This window comes from Streptomyces sp. P9-2B-2 (assembly GCF_030406865.1).
GTDB lineage: Bacteria > Actinomycetota > Actinomycetes > Streptomycetales > Streptomycetaceae > Streptomyces > Streptomyces platensis.
Genome location: NZ_CP129126.1, coordinates 1921936 through 1948103 on the forward strand (window position 1 = coordinate 1921936; position 26168 = coordinate 1948103).

The 26168-nt window shown below is 71.0% G+C and carries 26 protein-coding genes; 8 read left to right on the top strand and 18 right to left on the bottom strand.

Annotated elements, in window-relative coordinates; translation table 11 throughout:
• The first annotated feature begins 25 nt into the window (after positions 1 to 25).
• The 3 genes from QT196_RS08290 to QT196_RS08300 all read left to right on the top strand — a co-directional run bounded on the left by QT196_RS08290 (position 26) and on the right by QT196_RS08300 (position 3159).
• Positions 26 to 757, top strand: a complete 732-nt coding sequence (locus QT196_RS08290; protein ID WP_168478310.1) for an FCD domain-containing protein — start codon at positions 26 to 28, stop codon at positions 755 to 757.
• A gap of 132 nt (positions 758 to 889) precedes the next feature.
• A complete protein-coding gene (gene eat, locus QT196_RS08295) occupies positions 890 to 2359 on the top strand; it encodes an ethanolamine permease (RefSeq protein WP_168478311.1) in 1470 nt (489 codons plus the stop codon).
• 101 nt (positions 2360 to 2460) lie between these two features.
• Entirely contained in the window at positions 2461 to 3159 is a 699-nt protein-coding gene (locus QT196_RS08300) for a gamma-glutamyl-gamma-aminobutyrate hydrolase family protein (RefSeq protein WP_168478312.1), read from the top strand.
• Between the two features lie 22 nt (positions 3160 to 3181).
• On the opposite strand, the gene QT196_RS08305 is transcribed toward QT196_RS08300, so the two are convergent.
• Positions 3182 to 4114 (bottom strand): LysR family transcriptional regulator, encoded by a 933-nt coding sequence (locus QT196_RS08305; RefSeq protein ID WP_211117316.1) that lies wholly within the window; start codon positions 4112 to 4114, stop codon positions 3182 to 3184.
• Between the two features lie 86 nt (positions 4115 to 4200).
• Here QT196_RS08305 and QT196_RS08310 point away from each other — a divergent pair, with 86 nt between their 5' ends.
• Positions 4201 to 5346: a TDT family transporter gene (locus QT196_RS08310; protein WP_168478313.1), complete on the top strand. Its 1146-nt coding sequence runs from the start codon at positions 4201 to 4203 to the stop codon at positions 5344 to 5346.
• Between the two features lie 18 nt (positions 5347 to 5364).
• On the opposite strand, the gene QT196_RS08315 is transcribed toward QT196_RS08310, so the two are convergent.
• The 4 genes from QT196_RS08315 to QT196_RS08330 all read right to left on the bottom strand — a co-directional run bounded on the left by QT196_RS08315 (position 5365) and on the right by QT196_RS08330 (position 10653).
• On the bottom strand, positions 5365 to 6141 hold the full coding sequence (locus QT196_RS08315) for a helical backbone metal receptor (protein WP_168478314.1): 777 nt from the start codon (positions 6139 to 6141) through the stop codon (positions 5365 to 5367).
• Positions 6142 to 6206: 65 nt separating this feature from the next.
• Positions 6207 to 6647 carry a hypothetical protein gene (locus QT196_RS08320; protein WP_266736005.1) on the bottom strand — a complete coding sequence of 147 codons (441 nt, stop codon included), beginning with the start codon at positions 6645 to 6647 and terminating at the stop codon, positions 6207 to 6209.
• Positions 6648 to 6869: 222 nt separating this feature from the next.
• A complete protein-coding gene (locus QT196_RS08325) occupies positions 6870 to 9470 on the bottom strand; it encodes an ABC transporter permease/substrate binding protein (RefSeq protein WP_290354675.1) in 2601 nt (866 codons plus the stop codon).
• Positions 9463 to 10653, bottom strand: a complete 1191-nt coding sequence (locus QT196_RS08330) for a betaine/proline/choline family ABC transporter ATP-binding protein (RefSeq protein WP_235469203.1) — start codon at positions 10651 to 10653, stop codon at positions 9463 to 9465. Before QT196_RS08330 ends, QT196_RS08325 begins: the two co-directional genes overlap by 8 nt.
• A gap of 227 nt (positions 10654 to 10880) precedes the next feature.
• Between QT196_RS08330 and QT196_RS08335 the strand changes: the two genes are divergently transcribed.
• Both QT196_RS08335 and QT196_RS08340 read left to right on the top strand, forming a co-directional pair.
• The gene (locus QT196_RS08335; RefSeq protein ID WP_168483630.1) at positions 10881 to 11795 is read left to right on the top strand and encodes a 5'-3' exonuclease; all 915 of its coding nucleotides are present in this window, start codon (positions 10881 to 10883) and stop codon (positions 11793 to 11795) included.
• A gap of 49 nt (positions 11796 to 11844) precedes the next feature.
• Complete coding sequence (locus QT196_RS08340; RefSeq protein ID WP_290354676.1) at positions 11845 to 12702, top strand: siderophore-interacting protein; 858 nt, start codon at positions 11845 to 11847, stop codon at positions 12700 to 12702.
• Between the two features lie 134 nt (positions 12703 to 12836).
• On the opposite strand, the gene QT196_RS08345 is transcribed toward QT196_RS08340, so the two are convergent.
• On the bottom strand, positions 12837 to 13484 hold the full coding sequence (locus QT196_RS08345; protein WP_168478318.1) for a MerR family transcriptional regulator: 648 nt from the start codon (positions 13482 to 13484) through the stop codon (positions 12837 to 12839).
• A 186-nt stretch (positions 13485 to 13670) separates the two neighbouring features.
• Between QT196_RS08345 and QT196_RS08350 the strand changes: the two genes are divergently transcribed.
• Both QT196_RS08350 and QT196_RS08355 read left to right on the top strand, forming a co-directional pair.
• Positions 13671 to 14624 carry a hypothetical protein gene (locus tag QT196_RS08350; RefSeq protein ID WP_290356626.1) on the top strand — a complete coding sequence of 318 codons (954 nt, stop codon included), beginning with the start codon at positions 13671 to 13673 and terminating at the stop codon, positions 14622 to 14624.
• Complete coding sequence (locus tag QT196_RS08355) at positions 14621 to 15103, top strand: ABA4-like family protein (RefSeq protein ID WP_266735991.1); 483 nt, start codon at positions 14621 to 14623, stop codon at positions 15101 to 15103. The genes QT196_RS08350 and QT196_RS08355 overlap by 4 nt, the downstream gene beginning before the upstream one ends.
• On the opposite strand, the gene QT196_RS08360 is transcribed toward QT196_RS08355, so the two are convergent.
• The 12 genes from QT196_RS08360 to pafA form a co-directional block, all read right to left on the bottom strand.
• A complete protein-coding gene (locus tag QT196_RS08360) occupies positions 15100 to 15453 on the bottom strand; it encodes a VOC family protein (protein WP_248001069.1) in 354 nt (117 codons plus the stop codon). The two genes, QT196_RS08355 and QT196_RS08360, sit on opposite strands and share 4 nt — an antisense overlap.
• Before the next feature lie 88 nt (positions 15454 to 15541).
• Entirely contained in the window at positions 15542 to 15664 is a 123-nt protein-coding gene (locus QT196_RS08365; protein ID WP_248001070.1) for an L-rhamnose mutarotase, read from the bottom strand.
• A gap of 91 nt (positions 15665 to 15755) precedes the next feature.
• Positions 15756 to 18572: a DEAD/DEAH box helicase gene (locus tag QT196_RS08370; RefSeq protein WP_168478321.1), complete on the bottom strand. Its 2817-nt coding sequence runs from the start codon at positions 18570 to 18572 to the stop codon at positions 15756 to 15758.
• Between the two features lie 404 nt (positions 18573 to 18976).
• Positions 18977 to 19936, bottom strand: coding sequence for a twin-arginine translocase subunit TatC (tatC, locus tag QT196_RS08375; RefSeq protein ID WP_168478322.1), 960 nt, complete (start codon positions 19934 to 19936; stop codon positions 18977 to 18979).
• A gap of 63 nt (positions 19937 to 19999) precedes the next feature.
• Positions 20000 to 20299 (bottom strand): Sec-independent protein translocase subunit TatA, encoded by a 300-nt coding sequence (gene tatA / locus QT196_RS08380; RefSeq protein WP_168478323.1) that lies wholly within the window; start codon positions 20297 to 20299, stop codon positions 20000 to 20002.
• 226 nt (positions 20300 to 20525) lie between these two features.
• Positions 20526 to 20729 (bottom strand): hypothetical protein, encoded by a 204-nt coding sequence (locus tag QT196_RS08385; protein WP_168478324.1) that lies wholly within the window; start codon positions 20727 to 20729, stop codon positions 20526 to 20528.
• 16 nt (positions 20730 to 20745) lie between these two features.
• Positions 20746 to 21000 carry a hypothetical protein gene (locus tag QT196_RS08390; protein ID WP_085927772.1) on the bottom strand — a complete coding sequence of 85 codons (255 nt, stop codon included), beginning with the start codon at positions 20998 to 21000 and terminating at the stop codon, positions 20746 to 20748.
• 55 nt (positions 21001 to 21055) lie between these two features.
• On the bottom strand, positions 21056 to 22006 hold the full coding sequence (locus QT196_RS08395) for a WYL domain-containing protein (RefSeq protein WP_266735985.1): 951 nt from the start codon (positions 22004 to 22006) through the stop codon (positions 21056 to 21058).
• 16 nt (positions 22007 to 22022) lie between these two features.
• Positions 22023 to 22991, bottom strand: coding sequence for a WYL domain-containing protein (locus tag QT196_RS08400; protein ID WP_168478325.1), 969 nt, complete (start codon positions 22989 to 22991; stop codon positions 22023 to 22025).
• A gap of 244 nt (positions 22992 to 23235) precedes the next feature.
• Positions 23236 to 23610: an FKBP-type peptidyl-prolyl cis-trans isomerase gene (locus QT196_RS08405; RefSeq protein ID WP_085927769.1), complete on the bottom strand. Its 375-nt coding sequence runs from the start codon at positions 23608 to 23610 to the stop codon at positions 23236 to 23238.
• Between the two features lie 57 nt (positions 23611 to 23667).
• Entirely contained in the window at positions 23668 to 24576 is a 909-nt protein-coding gene (locus QT196_RS08410; protein ID WP_168478326.1) for an FKBP-type peptidyl-prolyl cis-trans isomerase, read from the bottom strand.
• A gap of 230 nt (positions 24577 to 24806) precedes the next feature.
• The gene (pafA, locus tag QT196_RS08415; protein ID WP_085927767.1) at positions 24807 to 26168 is read right to left on the bottom strand and encodes a Pup--protein ligase; all 1362 of its coding nucleotides are present in this window, start codon (positions 26166 to 26168) and stop codon (positions 24807 to 24809) included.

Below are 26168 nucleotides of genomic sequence, written 5' to 3' on the forward strand. Positions count from 1 at the left end.
AACCATTGATTGGGAAGGGGTATCGATGGAGAGTGCGGCTGATCGGCTGGCACCGGTGCTGCGGCCGGTGCGCGCAGGCAACGGTTTCGAGGAAGCTCTGGAGCAGATACTCCAGATCGTCCGGCTCGGCCTGGTGCCCCAGGGTGAACGGCTGCCCGCGGAACGGGAGTTGGCCGAGCGGCTCCAGATCAGCCGGGTCACCCTGCGCGAGGTACTGAAGGTACTCCAGGACGAGGGGCTGGTGGAGAGCCGGCGCGGACGCTACGGCGGCACGTTCGTCCGGGTGCGCACGGAGAACCACGGCGAGGCCGAGCTGCGGCGCCGGATCGAGAAGGTCGACGTCGAGGACACCCTGCGCTTCCGGGAGGTACTGGAGGTGGGCGCGGCCGGGCTGTGCGCCGCCCACGGGCTGTCCGACGCCCAGAGCGACCGGCTGCGTACGGCCCTCGCGGCCACCCAGGACGCCCCGCTCGCCGACTACCGCAGGCGGGACACCCTGCTGCATCTGACGCTCGCGGAGCTGTCCGGCTCACCGTCGCTGGCGGCGCAGTACGCGGCGGTCCGGGCCCGGGTGAACGATCTCCTGGACTGCATTCCGCTGCTCGTCCGGAATCTGGAGCACTCCCAGACCCAGCACACGGCGCTGGTCGAGGCGGTGCTGGAGGGCGATGCGGACGGGGCGCGCGAGGTGATGCGGGAGCACTGCTGCGGCACCGCGGCGCTGCTGCGGGGCTTCCTGACCGCCCCGTCACCCTGAGCAGCCGCACGGGGACGGTGAGCGCGCGTTCACCATTCTTTTACGTACAGGTCTTGCGCTGCGCCGACCCGCCAGCAAAGGTATGCGGCTAAACCTTTGCTCGTTATCCCCTCGGCGAGGCAGGAGCGGCTCATGGCCGACAACACGGAAACGCAGACCGCACCGCCCGCTGGGTCCGCGGGCGGCGCATCCCCCGACGAGACCTATCTGGAGCGGCGGACGCTGCGCCGCGGCAGCGCGGGACCGCTGCTGCTGACCGGCCTGGGCGTCGCCTATGTCGTCTCCGGCGACTTCTCGGGATGGAACAACGGCCTGGCGCAGGGCGGCTTCGGCGGCCTGGCGATCGCCGCCGTCCTGATGGGCCTGATGTACACCTGTCTGGTCTTCGCGCTGGCGGAGCTGGCCTCGATCCTGCCGACCGCGGGCGGCGGCTACGGCTTCGCCCGGCGCGCCCTGGGCACCTGGGGCGGCTTTCTGACCGGCACCGCGATCCTGATCGAATATGTGCTGGCGCCCGCCGCGATCTCCATCTTCATCGGTGACTACGTCAAATCGCTCGGCCTGTTCGGTCTGCACTCCAGCTGGCCGGTCTATCTCGCCTGCTTCGCGATCTTCATCGGGATCCATCTGTGGGGCGTGGGCGAGGCACTGCGCTTCAGCCTGATCGTCACCGCCATCGCGGTCGCCGCGGTCGTCGTCTTCGCGATCGCCGCACTGACCGACTTCCATGTCGACTCGCTCAACGACATCCCCGTCAAGGCCGGCGCCTTCGGGGCCAACTCCTGGCTGCCGTTCGGCATCCTGGGGATCTGGGCGGCCTTCCCGTTCGGTATGTGGTTCTTCCTGGGCGTCGAGGGCGTCCCGCTGGCGGCCGAGGAGACCAAGGACCCGGCCCGTTCGCTGCCCAGGGCGATGGCTGCCGCGATGGGGATCCTGCTGGTGCTCGCGCTGATCACCTTTGTCGCCGCGACCGGCGCGCGCGGCTCGGCGGCGATCCAGTCGGTGGGCGACCCGCTGGTCCAGGCGCTCCAGCCGCACGGCAAGCCGACCACCGTCAGCCGGATCGTCAACTACGCGGGGCTCGCGGGCCTGGTGGCCTCCTTCTTCTCCCTGATCTTCGCCGGTTCCCGCCAGCTCTTCGCGCTCTCCCGGGCCGGCTATCTCCCCCGCTTCCTCTCCCTGACCAGCCGCCGCAAGGCCCCCTACCTGGGCCTGCTGGTGCCCGGCGCACTGGGCTTCGCGCTGGCCGCGGCCACCGGCGACGGCGGCCGGATGCTCAATGTCGCGGTCTTCGGCGCCACCATCTCCTATGCGCTGATGGCGCTCTCCCACATCGTGCTGCGCCGCCGCGAGCCCGGACTGCCCCGCCCCTACCGCACCCCCGGCGGCATGCTGACCTCGTCCATCGCGTTCGTCCTGGCCTGCTCGGCGCTGGTGGCGACGTTCCTGGTGGACAAGGAGGCCGCCTTCATCGCCCTCGGTGTCTACGTCGTGGCGCTCGCCTACTTCGCCTTCTACTCCCGGCACCGGCTGGTGGCCGCGGCGCCCGAGGAGGAGTTCGCGGCACTGGCGGCGGCGGAGGCGGAGCTCGAACGCACCTGACCGACACCTCGGGACGCCCCACGGCCGGCCGGGACCTCCCGGCCGGCTCCGGCAGTCCCCGCACCGCACCCACCCCACGTACGCACGGAGGACCACACCCCATGTCCCAGCCCCTCATCGGCATCAGCACGTACCAGGAAGAGGCCCGGTGGGGGGTGTGGACGCTGCCCGCCGCGCTGGTGCCCGCCGGGTACCCCAAGCTGGTGCAGCGCTCGGGCGGGCTGGCCGCGCTGCTGCCGCCGGGCGATCCGGCCACCGCCGCCGCGGCCGTCGCCCGCCTGGACGGTCTGGTGATCGCCGGCGGCGCGGATGTCCAGCCGGCACGCTACGGCGCCGAGCCGCACCCCAGGACCGGCCCGCCCGCCCTGGACCGGGACGCCTGGGAACTGGCCCTGATCGAGGCCGCGTTGGCGGGCGGCGTCCCGCTGCTGGGCATCTGCCGCGGGCTCCAGCTGCTGAACGTGGCGCTGGGCGGCTCCCTGATCCAGCACCTCGACGGGCATGCCGGAGCGCCCGGGGTCTTCGAGCAGCACGAGATCAAGCCGGTCCCCGGAACGCTGCTGGGCCGTACGCTCCCCGAGCCGGTCGCCGTGCCGACGTACCACCACCAGGCCGTGGACCGGATCGGCCGCGGGCTGCTGGCCTCGGCGTACGCGGAGGACGGCACCATCGAGGCGCTGGAACTCCCGGGCGCCTACGGCTTCGCGCTGGCGGTGCAGTGGCACCCGGAGGCCGGGGAGGACACCCGGGTGATGGACGCGCTGGTCGCGGCGGCACGCGGGGCGTCCCCGGCGGAGTGAGACCGCTCGAACCGCCCCGGCCTCAGGGTGTGCCGCGCGTCAGCCCGAGCAGGTCGCGGGCCGGGCCCGCGGGCCGCTGACCGGTGGGCCACACGGCGCGCAGCTCCCGGCCCAGACGCAGTCCGCGCACCGGAATCTCCACCAGCCGGCGCGCGGTCAGCTCCTCACCGACGGCGAGTTCGCTGAGCACGGACGGCGCCGCCTCGCTCACCACCGCCGCCTTCACGGCCGTGGTGGAGGCGAGTTCCAGCAGCGGTTCGGCCAGGCCGCCGTGCCGGGCGAGCGCCGCGTCCAGCACCTGACGGGTCCCGGAGCCCCGCTCACGCAGGATCAGCGGGGTGGCGGCCAGTTCGGCGGCGGTCAGCTCCGTACGGCGCCGGGTCCAGGGGTGGGACGGGGCGGCGACCACGATCAGCCGGTCCTGTCCGATGACCGTCCCGTCCAGCCCCGCCGGCACCTCCAGCCCCTCGACGAAGCCGAGGTCCGCGGCACCCCCCAGCAACCGCTCGGCGACCGCACTGGAGTTGCCCGCCAGCAGCGAGACGGCGGTGCCGGGCCGCTGGGCGCGCAGGGCGATCAGCCAGCCCGGCAGCAGATACTCGGCGATCGTCATGCTGGCCGCGACCCGCAACCGGGAATCGCGCCGCCCGCGCAGCGCCTGCGCGCCCGCGTCGAAGGCCTCGGCCGCCTCCACCACCCGCCGCGCCCAGTCCGTCACCAGCGCTCCGGCATCCGTCAGCCGGGAGCCGCGCGGCGAGCGCTCCACCAGCGCCACCCCCAACTGCCGCTCCATCGAACGGATACGGCTGCTGGCGGCGGGCTGGCTGATGCCCCGCGCGCGGGCGGCCCGCCCCAGACTCCCGAGCCGGGCGACGGCGAGCAGCAGCTCCAACGCGCCGAGATCCGGGACCCGGTGCGCCAGCGACACGGCGACGGACTCGTCCTCAGCACCCATAAATCCCCCTGCGCATAACCCCAGCTTATGCCCTCATAGACACGGAGTCCCTGGTGGCGGCTGTCCGGGGCGGCGACGCTGTTCTCATGGCAACCCTCGCGCAAGCACCTTCCCGCACCGACACCCCGGCCCCTGGCACCCCCCGCACCCCGGCCCCGGCGTCGGTCCGCCAGCTCGGGCCGAACTGGTACGCCACCGTCATGGGCACCGCGATCGTCGCCAACGCCGGTGCGGTGCTGCCGTTCACCGGACCCGGTGCGCGCACCGTGTACCAGGCGGTCTGGGCGCTGTCCGTGCTGATGCTGCTGACGCTGCTGGCCGCCAGAACCGTGCACTGGGTCCGCCACGGCGACCAGGCGCGCCGCCAATTGCTGGACCCGGCCGTCGCCCCGTTCTACGGCTGTCTCGCCATGGCCCTGCTCGCGGTCGGCGGCGGCACGCTCGCGGTGGGCCGGGACGTCATCGGCACACCGGCCGCGGTGGCCGCCGACGCCGTGCTGTGGACCGTGGGCACCCTGACCGGACTCGTGGGCGCCGCGGCGATCCCGTATCTGATGGTGACCCGGCACCGGATCGAGCCCGGCAGCGCCTCCCCCGTCTGGCTGCTGCCGCTGGTCGCCCCGATGGTCTCGGCGGCGGTCGGCCCGGCGCTGGTGGCGCAGCTGCCGGCCGGCCAGTGGCAGCGGGCCCTGCTGCTCGGCTGCTACGCCCTGTTCGGCATGTCCCTGCTGGCCACCCTGCTCGTGCTGCCGCTGGTGCTGTCCCGGCTGATCCACCACGGCCCGCTCCCCCTGGCGCTCACCCCCACGCTGTTCCTCGTCCTCGGCCCGCTCGGCCAGTCCACCACCGCCGTGAACAACCTCGCCGACGCCGCACCCGGAGTCGTGGACCCGGCCACCGCCCACGCCATGGGCGCCTTCGCGGTGCTCTACGGCGTCCCGGTGATGGGCTTCGCGCTGCTCTGGCTGGCGCTCGCCACCGCGATGGTGGTCCGCGCCGTCCGCCACGGCATGGGCTTCTCGATGACCTGGTGGGGCTTCACCTTCCCCCTGGGGACCTGCGTCACGGGCGCGGCCGGCCTGGCCCGGCACACCGGTCTGCATGCCTTCGGCTGGCTCGCCGCGGCGCTGTTCGCGGCCCTCGTGGCGGCGGTCGCGGTGGCCGGCACCCGCACCGCCGCCGGCCTGGCCCGCGGCCGCCTGCTGGCCCCGCCCCGGCCGGTCACGCCGTAGGGGGTGTCCCCGGCGCTCTCACCGGGCCCCGGCCAGTGCCTGTGCCAGGACGGCCGGGGCCGCCGCCAGCGACGGCCCGTACCAGGTCAGGCTACGGCCGCTGACCAGCGCGGCGGGCAGGCCGGGGAACGCCTCGGGGCCGTCCCCGGCGCTGAAGCGATAGGGCTCGTCGGGCAGCACCACGAGATCGGCGGCCCCGGCGTTGAGCGCGTCGAGCGGGATGCGGGGGTAGCGCTCGGCGTGGTCCGCGTACAGATTCCGTACGCCCAGACGGGCCAGGACATCGCCGGCGAAGGTGTCCCGGCCCAGCACCATCCACGGCCGGCGCCAGATGGGCACCACCGCCGTCCTTCCCCAAGCTCTCAACTCCGTTCGCGCAGGGGAGACCCCAATCGCCGCCGGGGCCGGCAGGTCGCGCCAGGCGGCCTCGGCGGCGTCCAGCCACCCGGGCCGGGGCAGTCCGCAGCCGGTCACCAGCACCCGCGCCAGTTCGCGCCACGCCTGGTCCAGCGTCCGCACCTCGGTGACCAGGACGGTCAGCCCGGCGGACCGCAGCGCGGCCAGATCCTGCGGACGGTTCTCCTCCTCGTTCGCGATCACCAGCTCCGGCGCCAGTGCCGCGATCCGGCCGACGTCGGGATTCTTGGTGCCGCCGATACGGGGGACGTCGAGCCCGGCGGGGTGGCTGCACCAGTCGGTGACCCCGACCAGCAACTCGGGCGCGCTCGCCGCCACCGCTTCGGTGAGGGAGGGCACCAGGGACACCACGCGCCGGGGGGAACGGTGACCGGTCATCCGCTCACGGTACGCGCCCGTCACCACGCGGGCAGCAGGCCGGTATCAGCCCGCGGCCCGGGTGTTCAGGAGCGTCCGCCGACCGTGCGCCGCAGCCAGAACGCCGCACCCGCGGCCAGCGCCAGCAGCGCCAGACCGCCCGCGGCCTGCGCGGCGTTCAGCCCCTCGACCCGGGCGTCGCGCACCGTGACGGTCTCGGTGAAGCTCGCCCCGCCCGACGCACAGTGGATGGTCACCGGGTAGCGGCCCGGCGCGGCCCCCTCGGCGACCCGGGCCTGAGCCCCCATCCCGCCCTCCCCCGGCCGCAGCACCACCGGGCCGAACAGCCTCGACGACACCCGCGCGGCACCGTCCTGAGCGCACCGCCCGCCGTCGCTGATACGCACCCGCTGTCCGGCCACCATCGGATCGGGGTCGACCCGGGCGGCGGCGGTGGGTGCGGCGAGCCCCAGGACGGTGAGGCCGAGCAGGGCGACGGCGGCGGAAGGTGCGGGCTTCACGGTCATCTCCTTCGCCGGCCGCGACCACGGCGGCCCCTCAGGAAAAACGGGCACACAGCAGAGCGAATCACCTGTCCCACCCCGCCGCGCAGCACACGCCGCCGGTCGGGTGATCCAGCGCCCCCGCACCGCGCGGCCTGCGCGCAGCAGCGAGCCCCGCCGCCCGGCAACTGCCGGGGACGGGGCTCACTGGAGGACAGGGCGGCGCGAACTACGCGCCCGGTCCGCCTACTTCACCGGCGCCATCTTGTCGACGATGCCCGGATGGTCGGCGATCCACTTCTCGACGCCCTTGTTCTCGTTGCCCTTACCGGCGTCCTGGATGTCCTGCTCCAGGCTGCCGAGCTCGTCGGCGCTCATCTTCCAGTTCTTCAGCCAGCCGTGGAACTCCGGGAACTTCTCCGGGAAGCTCTTGTTGCCGAGCGTCTTGATCTGGTTGTTGGCGCCCCAGGTGCCCTTGGGGTCCTTGAGCTTGGTGAGCTTGTACTTGCTGTAGGCCCAGTGCGGCGACCACAGCACCACCGCGACCGGCTCCTTCTTGTGGTATGCCCGGTCCAGCTCCGTCAGCATGGCGCTGGTGCCGGCCGAGGTGACCTCGAAGTCCTGCAGGCCGTACGCGGGAGCGACGGTGTCCTTGAGGCGCTTCATCTCACCGGTGCCCGGCTCAATGCCGATGATCTTGCCCTGGAACTCGTCCTGGTGCTCGCGCAGATCGTCCAGGGTCTTCACACCCTTGACGTACGAGGGCACCGCGATCTCCAGCGAGGTCTTGTCGTACCAGGGCCCGACGTCGACCAGATCCTTCTTGTACTTGTCCCAGTACTGCTTCTGCGCGACCGGCAGCCAGCCGTCCGTCTCCACATCGATCTGGCCGGTGGACAGTCCCGTCCACATCGGCCCGACATCCAGGTTGCGGATATTCGGCTTGTAGCCGCGCTTCTCCAGGACGTTCTTCCACAGGTACGTGGTGGCGATGCCCTCGTCCCACGCGGGGTAGCCGATGTTCGGTGCCTTGCCGGCGTCCTTGCCCTTGGCGTAGGCGGCGTCGGCGGACGGTGCGAGCTTGTCGACCAGGCCGGGGTGCTTCTTCAGCCAGGTACGCACACCGTCCTGCTCATGGCCCTGACCGGCGTCCTTGATGTCGCTCTCCAGGCTGGTGAGCTGCTTCTCGTCCAGGTGGAACTTCTTCATCCACTTGGCGACCTCGGGCTCGTCCTTGGCGAAGCCCTTACGGCCCAGCAGGTGCAGACCGTCCCCGGAACCGAAGGAGCCCTTGGGGTCCTTGAGCTTGGTGAGCTTGTACTTGTCGTACGCCCAGTGCGGGGACCACAGCGTGACCGCGATCGGCTTCTTGGCGTGCAGCGAGCGGTCCAGCTCGGTGAGCATGGACGCGGTGCTGGACTCCTGGACCTTGTACTCGCCGCCCAGGCCGTAGTCCTTGAGTACCTTCTCCTTGAGGATCTTCATCTCGCCGGCGCCCGGCTCGATACCGGTGATCTTGCCGCCGAACTCGCCGCCCTTGCCCTTGAGGTCGTCGAGGGTCTTGACGCCCTTCATGTAGGACGGGACCGCGATCTCCAGGGAGGTCTTGTCGTACCAGGTGCCGAGGTCCTCCAGCTTGTCCTGGTACTTCTTCCAGTACGAGGCGTGGGTGGTCGGCAGCCAGGCGTTGGTCTGGACGTCGATGTCACCACGGGCCTGGCCGGCGAACAGCGGACCGGCCTCCAGGGCCTCGACCTTGGGCTTGTAGCCGCGCTCCTCCAGGATTTCCTTCCAGAGGTACGTGGTGGCCTTGCCCTCGTCCCAGTTGACGTAGCCGAGGCTGATCGGACGGCCGTTGCCGCCGCCGGCCTGGCCGCCGCCCTTGCCGGTCATGCCCATCCCGCCGGCGAGCAGCGCCAGCACCACGATGCCGGCCATGGCCACGGAGGTGGCGGGCCGCCAGTGCAGGAACTTCAGGCCGCCGAGCGCCGCCTGCGCCTTGGCCAGCGCCCGCCGGCCGAGCGGGGAGACCCGCTGGTTGAGCGCGCCGGTCATCCGGTCCAGGTACATGGCCAGGATGACGACCGCGATGCCGCCCTCGGCGCCCAGCGCCACATCGACCGAGCTGATCGCGTTGTAGACGGACCCGCCGAGCCCGCCGCCGCCGACCATGCCGGCGATGACGACCATGGACAGCGCCAGCATGATGACCTGGTTGATACCGGCCATGATCGTCGGCAGTGCCAGCGGCAGCTGGACGCGGAAGAGCGTGCGCCGCGGGTGGGTGCCGAACGCCTCGGCCGCCTCGACCAGTTCCGCGTCGACCTGCCGGATGCCGAGCTCGGTCATCCGGACCGCGGGCGGCATGGCGAAGACGATGGTGGCGACGATGCCGGGGACGACACCGAGGCCGAAGAAGAGGATGCCGGGGATGAGGTAGACCATCGCCGGCATCGTCTGCATCAGGTCCAGGACCGGACGCAGCACACCGCCGACGACCCGGCTGCGGGCCGCCCAGATTCCGAGCGGCACCGCGACCACCACGGTGATCAGGCAGGCCACCAGCACCAGGGACAGCGACTCGATGGTCGGGTTCCACTGCTCGACCGAGTCGATCAGGGCGAAGCCGGCGAAGGCGAGCAGGGCGGCCGGCAGACCGCGCAGCCACCAGGCGAGCACCGCGAGGATGCCGGCCAGCAGCAGCGGTTCGGGCCCGGACAGGACCGTGTGGATCCCGTCGTAGAGGCCGTTGAGCACCTTCGTGATGAGGGTGAAGAGCCAGTCGAGGTTGTCACGCAGCCAGTTGACGGCGCCCTCGGCCCAGCTGCCTATCGGGATCCTAGGCACCGGCGATCACCTTGTCCTCGGGCTCGTGGCCGGCCGGCTCGTCCGCCGCGGTCGTCTTGCCGAGCGGTACGGCCGTGCCGTCGCCGCCCGGGGCCGGAACACCGGCCGTCTCCTGCCGGGCGGGTTCGCCGAGGACGGCGAGCAGCCGTTCCGCCGACACCGCGCCGACCAGGTCCCCGTGCTCATCGGTCACGGCGACCGGAACGGTGCCGGCCGAGCAGGGGGTGAACAGCTCGAAGAGCGGGGTGTCCACACCGACGGTGGCGGGCGCCGCGGCCCGGAACTCCGCCGCGGTGGTGAGCTTGTGGCCCTCGGGGGTCGTCGCACCGAGCACCGTCCCGACCTCGGCCATGATCGCGCCCGCGGTCAGCACCCGCGTACGGTCCACGTCCTGGGTGAAGGAGGCGACGTAGTCGTTGGCCGGCGTGACGAGGATGTCCTCGGCGCTGCCGGTCTGCACGATCCGTCCGTCCCGCATCACGGCGATCCGGTCACCGAGGCGCATCGCCTCGTTGAGGTCGTGGGTGATGAAGACGATGGTCTTCTTCAGGGTCTTCTGGAGTTCGAGCAGCTGGTCCTGCATATCGCGGCGGATCAGCGGGTCGAGCGCGCTGAAGGACTCGTCCATCAGCAGCAGATCGGCATCGGTGGCCAGCGCCCTGGCCAGGCCCACCCGCTGCTGCATCCCGCCGGACAGCTCGTCGGGCCAGGACTTCTCCCAGCCCTTGAGCCCGGTGAGTTCCAGCGCCTCGGTGGCGCGCCGGGTGCGCTCGGCGCGGGGGACGCCCTGCACCTCCAGGCCGTAGGCGGCGTTCTCCAGCACACTGCGGTGCGGGAAGAGCGCGAAGTGCTGGAAGACCATGGAGATCTTCTCGGAGCGGACCTTGCGCAGTTCCTTGCCGCTGAGCGAGGTGAGGTCCTGGCCGTCGATCCGGACGGTTCCGGCGGTCGGCTCCAGCAGCCCGTTGAGCATCCGCAGCAGCGTGGACTTTCCGGACCCGGACAGGCCCATGACGACGAAGATCTGGCCCTCGTCGACCTCGATCGACGCGTCGATCACCGCCGCGGTGGTGCCTTCGGCCCGCAGCTCGTCCCGGCTCTCGCCGGCTTCGAGCTTGCGGACCGCGTCCTCCGGTCTTCTGCCGAACACCTTGTACAGGTGCTCGGCTTGCAGCCTGGACACATATGCCTCTCTTGTTGTGTGAAGAACGTCCTGCCACCCCCGTAGCCAGGTCGTGGAGCGGCACGGGGTCGGCCCGCGTTTACCGGTCGAATAGTTGAATCCCGACCTGGTTCACTCCGGGTGCGCGCCTGCCCGTCTTTATCTGGCTCAAACACAACGGTGATCCAGCTCACGTCTGTGTGACGTATGGGGCATACGGCAAGATGCGGGATGTGACTCGACGCCTGATGCTCCTCGACACCGCCTCGCTCTACTTCCGCGCCTATTTCGGGGTACCGGAATCAGTCAAGGCCCCGGACGGCACCCCGGTGAACGCGGTGCGCGGTCTGCTGGACTTCATCGCCCGGCTCGTCCAGGACCACCACCCCGATGACCTGGTCGCCTGCATGGACTTCGACTGGCGCCCCCAGTGGCGGGTCGATCTGATCCCCTCCTACAAGGCACACCGGGTCGCCGAGGAGGCCCCGGCCGGGTCCGCGGAGCCCGACGAGGAGGAGGTCCCCGACACCCTTTCGCCGCAGGTCCCGGTCATCGAGGAGGTCCTGGACGCCCTCGGCATCGCCCGGATCGGCGCGGCCGGCTACGAGGCCGACGACGTCATCGGCACCCTGACCGCGCAGGCCACGGGCCCGGTGGACATCGTCACCGGCGACCGCGACCTCTTCCAGCTGGTCGACGACCGGCGCGGCATCCGCATCCTCTATCCGCTCAAGGGCGTCGGCACCCTCCAGGTCACCGACGAGGCCCTGCTGCGGGAGAAGTACGGGGTGGACGGCCCCGGCTACGCCGATCTGGCGCTGCTGCGCGGCGACCCCAGCGACGGCCTGCCCGGCGTCCCGGGCATCGGCGAGAAGACCGCCGCCAAGCTGCTGGCCACCTACGGCGACCTGGCGGGCATCATGGCCGCCGCCGACGACCCCGCCTCGAAGGTGACCCCCGCACAGCGCAAGCGGCTGCTGGAGTCCCGCCCGTACGTGGCGGTCGCGCCGAAGGTCGTGAAGGTGGCCACCGATGTGCCGGTGCCCGCCGTCGACCACGCCCTGCCCGGCGAACCGGCCGACCCCGAGCGCCTGGAAGCACTGGCCGCCCAGTGGGGCCTCGGCGGCGCCCTCCAGCGGCTGCTCCTCACACTTCGCCGGTGAACTGTTAGGTTAGGTATACCTAATAACCTTGGCGTCAGGGGAGATTGCCGTGGCAGCAGAGCGTCCGTCCCGCAAAAAGCCCGCCGTGCACCGCGCCCGGGTGCGGCACACCGAGCAGCTCACGCCGCACATGGTCCGGGTGGTGCTGGGCGGTGAAGGGCTGACGGAGTTCGCCGCGGGCGAGTACTCCGACCATTACGTCAAGCTGGTCTTCCCGCGCCCCGGCGTCGCCTACCCCGAGCCGTTCGACATCGCGCAGATCCGGACCGACTTCCCGCGCGACCAGTGGCCCAGCACCCGGACGTACACCGTCCGCACCTGGGACGCCGCGACCCGCGAGCTGACCGTGGACTTCGTGGTGCACGGCGACGAGGGCCTGGCCGGCCCCTGGGCGGCCGCGGCACAGCCGGGCGACGAGATCTTCCTGCTCGGCCCCGGCGGCGCCTACGTCCCGGAGACCGCCGCCGACTGGCATCTGCTGGCGGGCGACGAGAGCGCGCTGCCGGCCATCGCGGCCTCGCTCGCCCGGATGCCCGCCGGGGTGCCGGTACACGCCTTCATCGAGGTGGCGGGACCGGAGGAGCGCCAGGAGCTGGACGTACCGGCCGGCGCCGAGGTCACCTGGCTGTACCGCGGCGCCGCCCCGGTCGGCCGCGAACTGGTCGCCGCCGTCCGGGCGCTGGCGTTCCCGTCCGGCCGGGTCCAGGCGTTCGTGCACGGCGAGGCCGGCTTCGTGAAGGAACTTCGGCGGCTGCTCCGCGTCGAGCGCGAGATACCCCGCGAGGACCTGTCCATCTCCGGCTACTGGCGCACCGGCCACGACGAGGACGGCTGGCAGGCCGCCAAGCGCGACTGGAACCAGCAGGTCGAGGCCGAACAGGAGCCCGCCACAGCGGCGGCTTCCTGACACGGCGGAGCCCTACGGGCCCTTCCCGGCGAGAGTGCCGCGGGGAAGGGCCCGCTGTCGTACGGGAACCGGGGGGAGCGGCCTCCGCCCTACAGGGGCCGGGAGTTGGCTGCGGCCGCCGCCGCCCGCGCGCCCTATCGGCCGCCCGCCCCTTCCGCCAGACTCTCGAACCTGCGGGCCGACGCCTCCACATGCGCGAGCCGGCGCAGCGCCGAGAGGACTGCGTCCCCCAGGACGGTCCCCACCACGACGCTCTCCACCAGCCCCTCGACCTCGGCATTGCGCCCCGCCCACGCCAGATCGGCGGCGGCGACCCGCTCACAGGCGTCGGCGTAGGTATCCAGGGCGTCCTCGAAATCGCCGTGCCCGATGCCCCGGAAGGTGGCCAGCGCGACGGCCAGTTTCTCGATGGACGGGTTCTCCGGCTCGACCCGCCAGCCGCGGCGGCGGATCAGCTCCGCGACCGTCCGCCGCGCTTCCGCCATCCCCTCCGGTGCGGCGGCCGTCCGCGGGGTGATCGCCTCCTGTGCCGCGCCGAGCACCTTGTGCACCGACTCCTCCGGTGAGTCGACGGCGGCCAGCACGCCCCGCACGGCCGAGACCGAGAGTCCCCCGACGTCGATCATCCCCCGGATCAGCCGCAGCCTGCGGACGTGGCCGGCGTCGTAACTGGCCTGGTTCGGGCTGGTCAGCCGGCCCGCGGGCAACAGCCCCTCGCGGACGTAGTACTTGATCGTCGGGATCGCGACTCCCGTCTCGCGACTCAACTCCCCGATGCGCATCTGTCGCCCTTCTCCTCGCCGGGGCCATCTCCCCGGCGTGCCGAATGGCCGGGCGCCCGCACCCGGCCTTGCCATTCCGCCCTCCATCATAGATAGTCCAGCTATCAGATAGCAGAAAGTGCCACTATCCATTCACGGGGGATCCATATGTCCAGATATCGCCTACTGCTCGCCTTCTCCTGGGCGATGGCCGCACTCGCCGCCGTCGCGGCGGTCGGCCTGATCGTCGACGACCGGGTCCTGGTCGGCGCGCCCATCTGGCTCAAGCCCCTCAAGTTCGCGGTCTCCTTCACCGCGTACGGGCTGACGCTGGCCTGGATGCTGTCCCGGCACACGCCCCCGAGCCGGACCGGGCGGTGGGCCGCGCACACCGTCGTGGTGACCGGAACCATCGAGATGGCGATCATCACCGGGCAGACCATCCGGGGCCGGCGCAGCCACTTCAACATCGAAACCCCGCTGGACCGGGGCCTGTTCCTCACCATGGGCGTCACCATCGCCGTCCTGTGGGTGGCCACCCTCGTCATCGCCGTCCTGCTCTTCCGCGCCCGCCTGGGTGACCGCGCCGCGACCTGGGCGATCCGGCTCGGACTGCTGATCGCTCTGGCCGGGTTGCTGGTCGGCGGCCTGATGGCGATGCCCACACCGGAGCAGCAGGCCCAGGGCGCGCTGCGCACCCTCGTCGGCGCGCACAGCGTCGGCATCCCCGACGGCGGTCCGGCCATGCCGATGACCGGCTGGAACACCACCGGCGGCGATCTGCGCATCCCGCACTTCGTCGGCATGCACGCCCTCCAGGCACTGCCGCTCTTCCTCTACGCGATCGAGGCACTGTCCGGCCGCTGCGCCCGGCTGCGGGACGAGCGGATACGCCTCCGCCTGGTGCTGGTCGCGGCCGGCTTCACCACCGCGCTGCTGGCCCTGGCGACCTGGCAGGCCCTGCGCGGCCAGGCCCTGATCCACCCGGACGGCGCGACACTCGGCGCCCTAGCGGCCCTCATGGCGGCCACCGCGGCAGGCACCTTCGCCGCCCTACGACGCCCCGGCGGCGACCGGACCGCCCCCGGAACCCCGTCCCCGTCCGCCACCACTGCCGAGACCGCCCGCCCCCACCACCCCGAGCAGGAGCTGCCGGCATGACCACCCCCACCCTCTTCAACCTGGCCTTCACCCTCGCAGCGCCGTTCTGGGCGCTGCTGATCCTGGCCCCGGGGTGGCGCTGGACCGACCGGATCGCCGCCTCCCCGCTGCCGATGGTGCCGGTCCTCGCGGTCTATGCCGCCCTGGCCGTCCCGGTGTTCCCGCAACTGTGGGCCGCCGTCAGCCACCCCGATCTGGCGGGATTCCAGGAGCTGCTGCGGCTCGGCGGCGGAGCGGGCGCGATCTGGGCACAGGTCATCGCCTGGGACCTCTTCCTGGGGCAGTGGATGTACCGCGAGGCCCGGGAGCTGGGCATCCATCCCCTGGTGATGGGCCCCCTGCTCCTGCTCACCGTGCTGCTCTCCCCCGTGGGCGTCCTCCTCTTCCTCGCCCTCCGCGCGGGCGCCCGCCGCCTCCGCCGGCCGGATGCCACACCGCCACGGCAGCCGGCCCCGACCGCTGCGGGTCAGCACGGCTAGGGCGTATGACAGACCGCTTCGACGTTGTTGCCGTCGAGGTCACGGACGAAGGCCCCGTAGTACGACTCGTGGTACTGAGGCCACAGCCGTGGTGTGTGCAGGGACTCGGCACCGGCCTCGACGGCAGCGGCATGGAAGGCGTCGACGGCCGCCCGGTCGGGCGCGGCGAAGGCGAGGTGCACCTCGCGGGCGGGGCCTTCGTCGGTCGCGGGGACCAGCCAGAGCGTGTGCCCGGTGGTGCCGAAGCTGATGAACTCGCCGAATTCCTTGGTCCGTTGGGCCCCGAGCGGAGCGAGGACACGGTCGTAGAAGGCCGCGCTGGCGGGAACGTCCGCCACCTGAATCGCCATGTGATCAATCATGCCGCCAGCGTTCCACCGAAGCGGGAAATCGGCGCGTGCTTTTCGGGCGGCAACCGGTCGAAACGCATCGCCGCCCTCAGTCGTGGTGGAAGACCTCCCGCATCGGCGTCCACCACTCCCCCGGCACGGCGCCCTCGGTCTGCTCCCGACACGGGTCGGTGAGCTGCCACCACCGCCGGGTCACGGGGTCGGCGGCCATCTTGGCCCGGCAAAATGCGGCGGCGCCGTGCCCCCTCCGGAGGGGGCACGGCGCCGCCGCAACTGCTGGAGCCGCGCTCGGCCCGTCCTGCTCAGCCCACCGACGAGTACGCCACCACGCCGCGCAGGACCCCGTCCATGGCCTTGCGGGCCGTGCGGGCGACCGTGCCGCCGGGTGGGGCCGCGGCCGCGATCTGGCCGAGGACGTCGATCAGCTGCTTGCACCAGCGGACGAAGTCACCGGCGGGCATCTCGGCCTCGCGGAGCACCTCGTCGAGGCCGAAGCCGGAGGCCCAGCGGTAGGCGGCCCAGGCGAAGCCGAGGTCCGGCTCCCGCTGGCCGACGCCCTCCGCCTGGTTGATCTTGTGATCCTCCTCCAGGGCGTCCAGCCGGCCCCAGATGCGGACCATCTCGGCCAGTGCGTCCTTGGCCTTGCCGGCCGGCAGCTTGGGTGCCACCGCGTCATCCGCCTGCCGCGCCTCGTACACCAGCGCCGAGGCGCAGGCCGCCAGCTCGGCGGGGCCCAGCCCCTCCCAGACGCCCTCGCGCAGACACTCGCTCGCCAGCAGATCCAGCTCACCGTAGAGCCGGGCGAGCCGGCGGCCCTCGTCGGTGACGGTGTCGCCTTCGAGGTAGTCCAACCCGGTCAGCAGGGCGCAGATCCGGTCGAAGGTACGGGCGATGGTGTTCGTCCGGCCCTCGATCCGGCGCTCCAACTGGCGGGTGTCACGCAGCAGTCGGTGATAGCGCTCGGCCCAGCGGGCGTGATCCTCCCGCTCGGCGCAGCCATGGCAGGGGTGCGCCCGGATCTCCGTACGCAGCCGGGCGATCTCACGGTCGTCGGCCGCCTCCGCACGGGGCTTGCGATGCCGCGACGGCACCATATGGCCGGCCTTCGTCCGCAGCGCGGAGGCCAGATCGCGGCGCGACTGCGGGCTGCGGGCGTTGAACGACTTGGGGATCCGCATCCGGTCCAGCGCCTTGACCGGCACCGGGAAGTCGATCGAGGCCAGCCGCTTGACCTGCCGCTCGGCGGTCAGCACCAGCGGCCGCGGGCCGTCCTGCGCATCGAAGCCGCGGTGGCCGTTCGTCCGCCCCGAGGGCATCCCTGGGTCGAGGACCAGTGCGAGGCCCGCGTACTTGCCGGTCGGCACATGGATGACATCGCCGGGCTTCAGCTTCTCCAGCGCCGCCGCGGCCGCCACCCGCCGCTGCGCCGCGCCCTGCTTGGCCAGCTCCGTCTCCCGGTCCTTCAACTGCCGCCGCAGCCGGGAGTACTCCTCGAAGTCACCGAGGTGGCAGGTCATCGAGCCGCGGTAACCCTCCAGCCCCTCCTCGTTCTTCTGCACCTGCCGCGAGATCCCGACCACCGACTTGTCGGCCTGGAACTGCGCGAAGGACATCTCCAGCAGCTCCCGCGAACGGTGCCTGCCGAACTGCGAGACGAGGTTGACCGCCATGTTGTACGACGGCTTGAACGAGGACCGCAGCGGATAGGTACGCGTCCCGGCGAGCCCGGCCAGCGCGCCCGGGTCCATCCCCCGCTGCCACAGCACCACCGCGTGGCCCTCGATGTCGATACCGCGGCGCCCGGCGCGGCCGGTCAGCTGGGTGTACTCGCCGGGGGTGATGTCGGCGTGCTGCTCACCGTTCCACTTCACCAGCTTTTCCAACACCACGGAGCGCGCGGGCATGTTGATGCCCAGCGCCAGTGTCTCGGTGGCGAAGACGGCCTTGACCAGACCCTTCAGGAACAGCTCCTCGACGACCTCCTTGAAGGTCGGCAGCATGCCGGCGTGGTGCGCGGCGATGCCCCGCTCCAGGCCCTCCAACCACTCGAAGTAGCCGAGCACATGAAGGTCGTCATCCGGGATCCCGGCCGTCCGCGCCTCGACTATGCGGCGGACCTGCTCGCGGCCCTCCTGGTCGTTGAGCCGCAGGCCCGAGGCCAGGCACTGCTGGACGGACGCCTCGCAGCCGGCCCGGCTGAAGATGAAGGTGATCGCGGGCAGCAGGCCCTCGTTGTCGAGGCGGTCGATGACCTCGGGCCGGCTCGGCGTCCAGATACGCGCGCGCTGGCGCCGCTCACGCTCCCGGTCCGCCTCGCGCATATTGCGGCCCCGGCGCTTGTCCCGCCCGAACGTCGGCCGGCTGTTCTCCATCCGCGCCAGCCGCTCCAGGTCGGGATTGACCTCACGGCGGCCGCCGCGCTGCCCGTCCCGCTCCTCGAACAGGTCGTATATCCGGCGCCCCGCGAGGACGTGCTGCCACAGCGGCACCGGCCGGTGCTCGGAGACGATCACGGCGGTGTCGCCACGCACCGTGTCCAGCCAGTCGCCGAACTCCTCGGCGTTGGAGACCGTCGCCGACAGTGACACCAACGTCACCGACTCGGGGAGATGGATGATCACCTCTTCCCAGACGGCGCCACGGAAGCGGTCGGAGAGGTAGTGCACCTCGTCCATGACCACATAGCCGAGGCCGACCAGCGACTGCGAACCGGAATAGAGCATGTTCCGCAGCACCTCGGTGGTCATCACGACCACCGGAGCCTCGGAGTTGACGCTGTTGTCGCCGGTCAGCAGACCGACCTTGTCGGCACCGTAACGCCGCACCAGATCCTGGTACTTCTGGTTGGACAGCGCCTTGATGGGCGTGGTGTAGAAGCATTTTCGGCCCTGCTCCAGGGCCAGGTGGACGGCGAATTCGCCGACGATCGTCTTGCCGGATCCAGTAGGAGCCGCGACCAGTACGCCCTGGCCGGCCTCCAGGGCCCGACACGCCTCGATCTGGAACGGATCCAGCCCGAAGTCGTACATTTCACGGAAAGGGGCGAGTGCGGTGGCCTGCTCGGCCGCCCGGAGCTTGGCGGCGGCATAGCGCTCAGCAGGGGACATGTCCTCGGTCATCGTGCTTACGAGCCTACCGGCCGCCTCTGACAACGACCCGATCTTTATGGCGACCTTTGCCGGTGGCCGGCCACCGGTTCGCCTACGACGGGTGGGTGGCGGGTCGGAGGGGATGCACCGGGGCCCGCCCGCAGGACCGGAGCGAACACCGGGGCAATCAAACGAACGCACCCGCGTCGCCCGCGCCGTGGGGGCACCTCCCGGCCGAAGGCTGGGGGAGGGCCCCGGTGCGTCCCCTCCGGCCCCCGCGGCAATCACGTATCCCGCAACGACGCCAGCCACATACACAGCCGCACCGAACGAACGGCGCGGCCACCCCCACAGGGGCGCGAGGAACTGCGCGCCCAACCACAACGAAACCCGCAGCCGAACTACAAGCGCCGGCTACCCCAAGTCACAGCCCATCACGTGAAGTCGTCGTACCCACCACGACGCCCCGCATCACCCTCGCCCGCCTCACCACTCGCCTGCTCCGGCAGCATCCGCCCGGAGGCAACCGGCTCGATCTCCTCGACCTCGCCGGGCGTCAGATCGAGCTCCGAGGCCTCGTCATCGCTCAACCCCGCATCCGGGTTGCCGATCTTGCGGCGACGGTCGTTGAAGAGGCAGATTCCGACGGCACCGAAGTACAGCACCACGATCGGAGCGGCCAGCAGCCCCATGGTCAGCGGGTCACCGGTCGGCGTGGCGAGGGCCGCGAACACCGTGATGCCGAGCACCATGAACCGCCACCAGCTCATGATCCGGCGGCCGGTGAGCACCCCGCCGAAGTTGAGCAGCACCAGGAGGAGCGGCAGCTCGAAGGCGAGGCCGAAGACCAGCACCATGCGCGTGACGATGTCGAAGAACTCGTCGGCGGGGAAGAGGTTGCCCCAGTTCTCGGGGGTCAGTCCGACCAGCGCACCCGCCGTGGTCGGCAGGACCGCGTAGGCGAGGTACGCGCCGCCCAGGAAGAGCGGGGCACCGGCGCCGACGAAGCCGAGTGCGTACTTCTTCTCGTGACGGTGCAGCCCCGGCGCGAGGAAGGCCCAGAGCTGGTAGAGCCACACCGGGGTGGCGAGGACGACGCCGGTGGTGAGGGACACCTTGAGCATGATCGTGAACGGTGCGAGCAGACCGTTGGCGACGATCTGGGCACAGGGGTGGTCGCGCGGAACGGACTGGCTCTTGGGGCAGCCGACCGATTCGATGACCGGGCCCGTGACGAAGTCGGCGATCGCGTTGTACTGCCACATCGCGACGACAGTGATGACCATGATCGCCAGCACCGATTTCAGCAACCGGTTACGCAGCTCACGCAGATGCGCCGCGAGCGGCATCCGCCCCTCGGGGTCCTTCTCCTGCGTGCGGGCAGACTTGAGCAACCCACTTCCTCGTCTCGTACATCAGCCGCCGCCGACCGGGCCGGGGCGACTGGATCGGTTCGGTCAGCTCTGGTTGGTGCGGTTCGGCTCGGCCACGGGGCGCGAGCTGCTCACATCACCGGGAGCCGCCTGAATCGTACGAGGGGCCTGCTGAGCAGCGTCGGCGGGCGCCTCGGAGGAGGTGCCGGAGGTGGCGCCGCCGTCCGCGTCGCCCTCCTTCTTCATCGCCTTGGCCTCGCTCTTGAGGATGCGAGCGGACTTCCCGAGCGAACGCGCCATGTCCGGAAGCTTCTTCGCACCGAACAGCAGCACAATGACGACGAGGATCAGAATGATCTCGGGGGCCCTCAAGTTGCTCAACATCTGCGACTACCTTCTCGCCGGGGCGGCGTCTGCTGTGGTGCCTGCCGAATGGGGTCGGACTGGCGTCCTGGTGCTGGCTCGCTCGATCGTAACGTTCGGTGGTGAACGCCGGGCAATGCCCGTGCGTCTTCCGAATTGACTCGACCGCCGCGCGCTGTGAACCGCAGAGGGAAGCCTACCCTTCTGCTCTCCGGCGGAGCAGGGCACGCATCCGGACTGCGACATCTCAGTCCCGGCCTGCCTCGTGCATCCGGGAAGCCAGCGGCACCGCCGCCCGCTCCAGGTCCTCGCTGGCCCGCTGGATCCGCTCCGAGGTGGCCCCGACCTGGCGGGCCAGCCGTCGCACCTCGACGAAGACGCGGACGGCGAGGACGCCGAGCACGGCGATCCCGGCGAAGCCGAGGGCGATTGCGATCATGGGCCAGAGCATGGGACGAGCCTAACGGTCAGCCCGTGTGCAGCCGCAGCGTGCGGACGCCGCCGCCGGTGAGCAGCTCGATGATCCGCTCGCCGGCCGGTTTGCGCACCGCCCGGCGGCAGTCGGGGCAGGTGAAGGAGTAGAAGGTGGTGCGGCTGCTGGCGCCGATCGCCAGCCGGAACGCGTCCGAGGCCAGTTCGAAACGGCCCCGGCAGTCCGGGCAGGCTGCCTTGTAGAGCACCGGAGCGGGCCGGCCCGGCAAGGTGGTGGTCACCATCGTCATCCTTCGCTGCCTCGTCCGTCGCCCCGCGCCGCACGGCGCGCCCGGCCCGTCGCGCTCACGCGCCGTACGCCGCGAGGGCCTGCTCGGCGGCCTGCCGCGCGCTGTCGGCGAGGGCCTGCGGCGCCACGATCCGGCCGTCCCGGCCCAGCCGCAGGGCCAACCGCCGCAGCGAGGCCGGGTCGGGGGTGCGCAGGGTGATGCGCAGCCCGCCGTCGGGCAGCTCCTCGGCGCTGTCGTGCGGGTAGTACTCGGCGACCCAGCGGCCGCCGGGTCCGACCTCGATGGAGACCTCGGGGTCCTCGGCCGCGGGCTGCACCAGGCCCTCCGACAGATCACGCAGCTCGACCGGGGGCGGGTCGGCGGGGGCGTCCAGCAGCTTGATCTCGGCGACCCGGTCGAGCCGGAAGGTGCGCCGGGCTTCCGAGAGCCGGCACCAGGCCTCCATATAGGTGTGGCCGACGGCGAAGAGCCGGATCGGGTCCACCTCGCGCTCGGTCAGCTCGTCGCGGGCCGGGGAGTAGTAGCGCAGCCACAGCCGGCGCCGCTCGGCGATGGCTCGGTCGACGTCGGCGAAGACCCCGCCCTCGGATTCGAAGGTCACCGAGAGCCGGGAGCTGGCACCGGCCGCCTCACCGGCCGCCGCCTCCAGCTTGGCGGTGGCCCGCAGCAGCGCCTGCCGGTCGCCCTCGCGCAGCCCGGGCAGGGTGGCCACCGCACGGGCCGCGACCAGCAGCGCGGTCGCCTCGTCGGCAGCGAGCCGCAGCGGCTCGGCGACATCGTCGGGGTTGTGCCACCAGATGCGGTCGCCGTCGGTGTCGATGTCCAGGAGGTCGCCGCCGCGGAAGCTCGTCCCGCACATCGGCAGGACGTCGAGGTCGCCGATCAGCTCGTCCTCGGTGATGCCGAAGGCGCGGGCGACGTCCCCGACGCGGGCGCCGGGGCGCTCACGCAGGTAGGTCACCAGGGACAGCATCCGGCGGGTCTGGTCGATGGCGTTCGTCGCCATGGGTCTCGTATCCCTCTCAGCCCTTGGCCACGGCACGCAGCCGGTCGATGACATCGGCGCGCAGTTCCGCGGGTTCCAGGACGACCACGTCGGGGCCGAACTCCACGAGCCAGGCGTCGAGTCCGTGCCCGTTGGGGATCTCCAGCTCGTCCCAGCCGTCGCCCAGCTCGCGGACGGTGAGCGCGCGGGCGCGCAGCGGGTACCCGTGCTCGGCGCGCAGCTTGATCGTGGCGGTGCCGGTGGCGGTCTCGCCGGCCCAGCTCTCGACGGTGTTCCGGACCGTGACGTGATCGGGCACCGGCGCGGTGAACGCCCCTTGCCGGGAACGGACCTTGCCGGTGATCCGGGAGAGCCGGAAGACCCGCTCGGCCTGGCGCTCACGGTCCCAGCCGGCCACGTACCAGTGACCCCGCCAGCATTCGAGGATCCAGGGTTCGACCTGCCGCTGCTCGGGGTGGGCGGCATTCGACTTGCGGTAGTCGAAGACGACCGGGCGGCGATCGCGGCAGGCCAGCATCAGCGGCTCGAAGGCGGCCTCATGGGCGGGGATCCGGGGCTCCAGCGCGCTGTGCGGCTGTCCGGCGTCGTAGTCGGCACCGTCCGCGGCCAGCGGCATTCCGGCGGCGCGCAGCTTCTGGAGCGCACCGCTGGCGGCGCCCGCCAGCCGGGCCTGCTGCCAGATCTTGGCGGCGAGCCCCAGGGCGGCGGCCTCCTCGGCGTCCAGGGTGATCGGAGGCAGGCGGTTGCTGTCGCGGCGGGCGAGATAGCCGATGTCGCCCTCGATGCCCTCGACGGTCTCGATGACCAGGCCCAGCTCGCGCAGATCGTCCTTGTCCCGCTCGAACATGCGGTTGAACGAGTCGTCGCTGCTCGCCTCGATATAGGCCTCGATGGACGACCGCAGTTCACGCTTGGTCAGCGGGCGTCGCGTCCCCAGCAGGCACAGCGCCAGATTCATCAGCCGCTCGGCCTTGGCAATGGCCATCGACGCCCTTTCTCGTTTGACGTTCCGATCGTTGACCGTACCGCTCGCGGTGGTCAGGGCAAAAGCCGGACGAGAAAGCCCCCGCTCCCTTCGTCCGCCCGACGGGCGGAGCCGGCGGCGTCCGGGTGCCGGAGGCCGCGGGCCGGAAGGGAGCGGGGGCTTAGTCATCCGGGGGCCCGTGCCATCACGGCACGGGCCCCCGGTCACGTCAGCGGCGGTCGCGCAGGCCGACCGGCACCTGGTCTCAGACGGACACCAGGTCGCAGACGAAGATCAGCGTCTCGCCGGGGGCGATCAGGCCGCCGCCGGCGCCACGGTCGCCGTACGCGAGGTGCGCGGGGATGGTCAGCCGGCGGCGGCCGCCGACCTTCATGCCCTGCACGCCCTGGTCCCAGCCGGCGATGACCTGGCCGGCGCCCAGCTGGAACTGGAGCGGCTTGCCACGGTTCCAGCTGGCGTCGAACTCCTCGCCGGTGCTGAAGGACACGCCGACGTAGTGGACGGAGACGGTGTCCCCGGCCTTGGCGACCGGCCCGTCGCCCTCCCTCAGGTCCACGATCTCGAGCTCGGTGGGAGCCGGGCCCTCAGGAAAGTCGATCTCGGGCTTGTCGATGCTCACGGATGTGCTCCTACTTACGAATCTTTACGATTACGGCGCCAGTCTCGCAGATCAACATCAGTTCACGCTGAGGACGTCCACCGAGAAGACCAGGTCGGAACCGATGGACTTCTGCTGGTCAGGCGTCAGCTTGCTCTTCGGCACCACGACCAGCACCCGGCTGCCGGCCTTCTTGCCCTTGAGGCCTTCCTTCCAGCCCGGCAGCTGCGCGACCGGCACATCCTGCGCCCCGGGCTGCCCCGGCGCCCAGGTGTTGGCGACGACCTTGCCGTCCTTCCAGGTCACCGCTGTGTAGTGGGCCCGCACGGTGCTCTTCGCATCGACCGTCGCGCCCTTGCCCTTGATGATCGTCTCGCTCTCGACGTCCTTCGGCGCGTCCTGGCCCTTGGGGAGGGTGATCTTCGGCGCCTTGCCGTCGATGTTGGTGCCGACCTTGGGGAGATCGCCGTTGTCCTGCGCGACCGGCTTGCCGTCGATCTTGCTCGGCATGATCTTCTTGAGGTCGACGACGAAGACCAGCGTGGAGTTGGCCGGAATGCTCTGCTGGGCCTGCGCGCCGTAGCCCTTGTCGGGCGGGATGACCAACTCGACGCGGCTGCCGAGCTTCTGGCCCACCAGGCCCTCGTCCCAGCCCTTGATGACCTTGCCGCTGCCGATCTCGAAGGTGGCCGGCGCGCCGCGGTCCCAGCTGTTGTCGAAGGCCTTGCCCTCCCAGGTCTGACCGAGGTAGTTGGCGTTGAGGGCATCGCCCTTCTTCACCGCCGGCCCGTCGCCCTCTTTGAGGACCTTGACCTGAAGCTTCTTGGGCGCAGTGCCCTGGCCCTTCTCGACCTTGGGCTTGGCATCCGCCTGCCCACTCACCTTCGGCGCTGAGCCGCCCTCGGATGAGTCGTCATTGCCGCAGGCCGCTGCGGAAACGAGGAGCAGGGGCACGGCGATCAGGGCTGCGATTCGGCGTCGGCGCACGTATATCCCTCAAAACGGGCTGCGATCAATGAATGGACGGAGCCACTCTAGCCACGCCACGCGAAAGTGGCGGGGCCGTGTCACGCGGACCCGCCACTTTCCCATCCGGTCGGCACTCTCACCGGCACCACACGCTCGGGACGCCGTCACTCGACCGGGTCGGATCCCCACGGTGCGTTACGCGGGGAATCCGTCCCCGATACCAGCGGCGGCATACCTCCCGCAGTCGGTCACATTCCCGCGATCAGCTTCTCCACCCGGTCGTCCACGGAGCGGAACGGGTCCTTGCACAGCACCGTGCGCTGCGCCTGGTCATTGAGCTTGAGGTGCACCCAGTCGACCGTGAAATCGCGGCGCTGCTCCTGCGCCCGGCGAATGAAGTCGCCGCGCAGCCTGGCACGGGTGGTCTGCGGCGGCACCGACTTGCCCTCGAAGATCTTCAAGTCATTGCAGATCCGTGCCGCTTGCCCCTTCCGCTCCAGGAGGTAATAGAGCCCCCGGCGACGGTGGATGTCGTGATACGCGAGGTCTATCTGCGCCACTCGCGGGTGCGACATGGTGATGTTGTTCTTTGTCCGGTACCGCTCGATGAGCTGATGTTTCATCACCCAGTCGATCTCGGTCGAGACGCGGTCGAGCTCCTCGTCCCGGATCGCTTCGAGGGTGCGGCCCCACAGCTCCAGGACCCGCTCGACGAGGCCGGTACGGATTCCGCGGCGGTCACAGAAATCCACGGCCTTTTCGTAGTACTCCTGCTGCACCTCGAGCGCGGATGCCTCGCGCCCGCTGGCCAGCCGCACCTTGCGCTGGCCGGTGATGTCATGGCTGACCTCACGGATGGCCCGGATCGGGTTCTCCAGCGTCAGATCGCGCATGACCGTGCCCGCCTCGATCATGCGCAGCACGAGGTCGGTGGCGCCGACCTTCAGCATCATGGTCGTCTCGGACATGTTGGAGTCACCGACGATGACATGGAGCCGGCGATAGCGCTCGGCGTCCGCATGCGGTTCATCGCGGGTATTGATGATCGGCCGGGAACGGGTGGTCGCCGAGGAGACGCCCTCCCAGATGTGCTCCGCACGCTGGCTGACGCAGTAGACGGCGCCACGCGGGGTCTGGAGCACCTTGCCCGCGCCGCACAGCAGCTGACGGGTGACAAGGAACGGAATGAGGATGTCCGCGAGCCGGGAGAACTCGCCATGGCGGGCGACGAGATAATTCTCGTGGCAGCCGTAGGAGTTTCCCGCCGAATCGGTGTTGTTCTTGAAGAGATAGACGTCGCCCGCGATTCCCTCCTCGTGCAGGCGGCGTTCGGCGTCGACGAGCAGGCCTTCGAGAATGCGCTCACCGGCCTTGTCGTGGGTGACCAGCTCGGTCACGTTGTCGCACTCGGGAGTTGCGTATTCCGGGTGCGAACCCACGTCCAAGTACAGGCGGGCGCCGTTCCGCAGGAAGACATTGCTGCTGCGGCCCCATGACACGACACGGCGGAAGAGGTACCGCGCCACTTCGTCAGGCGACAGTCGGCGCTGTCCCCTGAACGTGCACGTGACGCCGTACTCGTTCTCCAGCCCGAAAATGCGGCGGTCCAT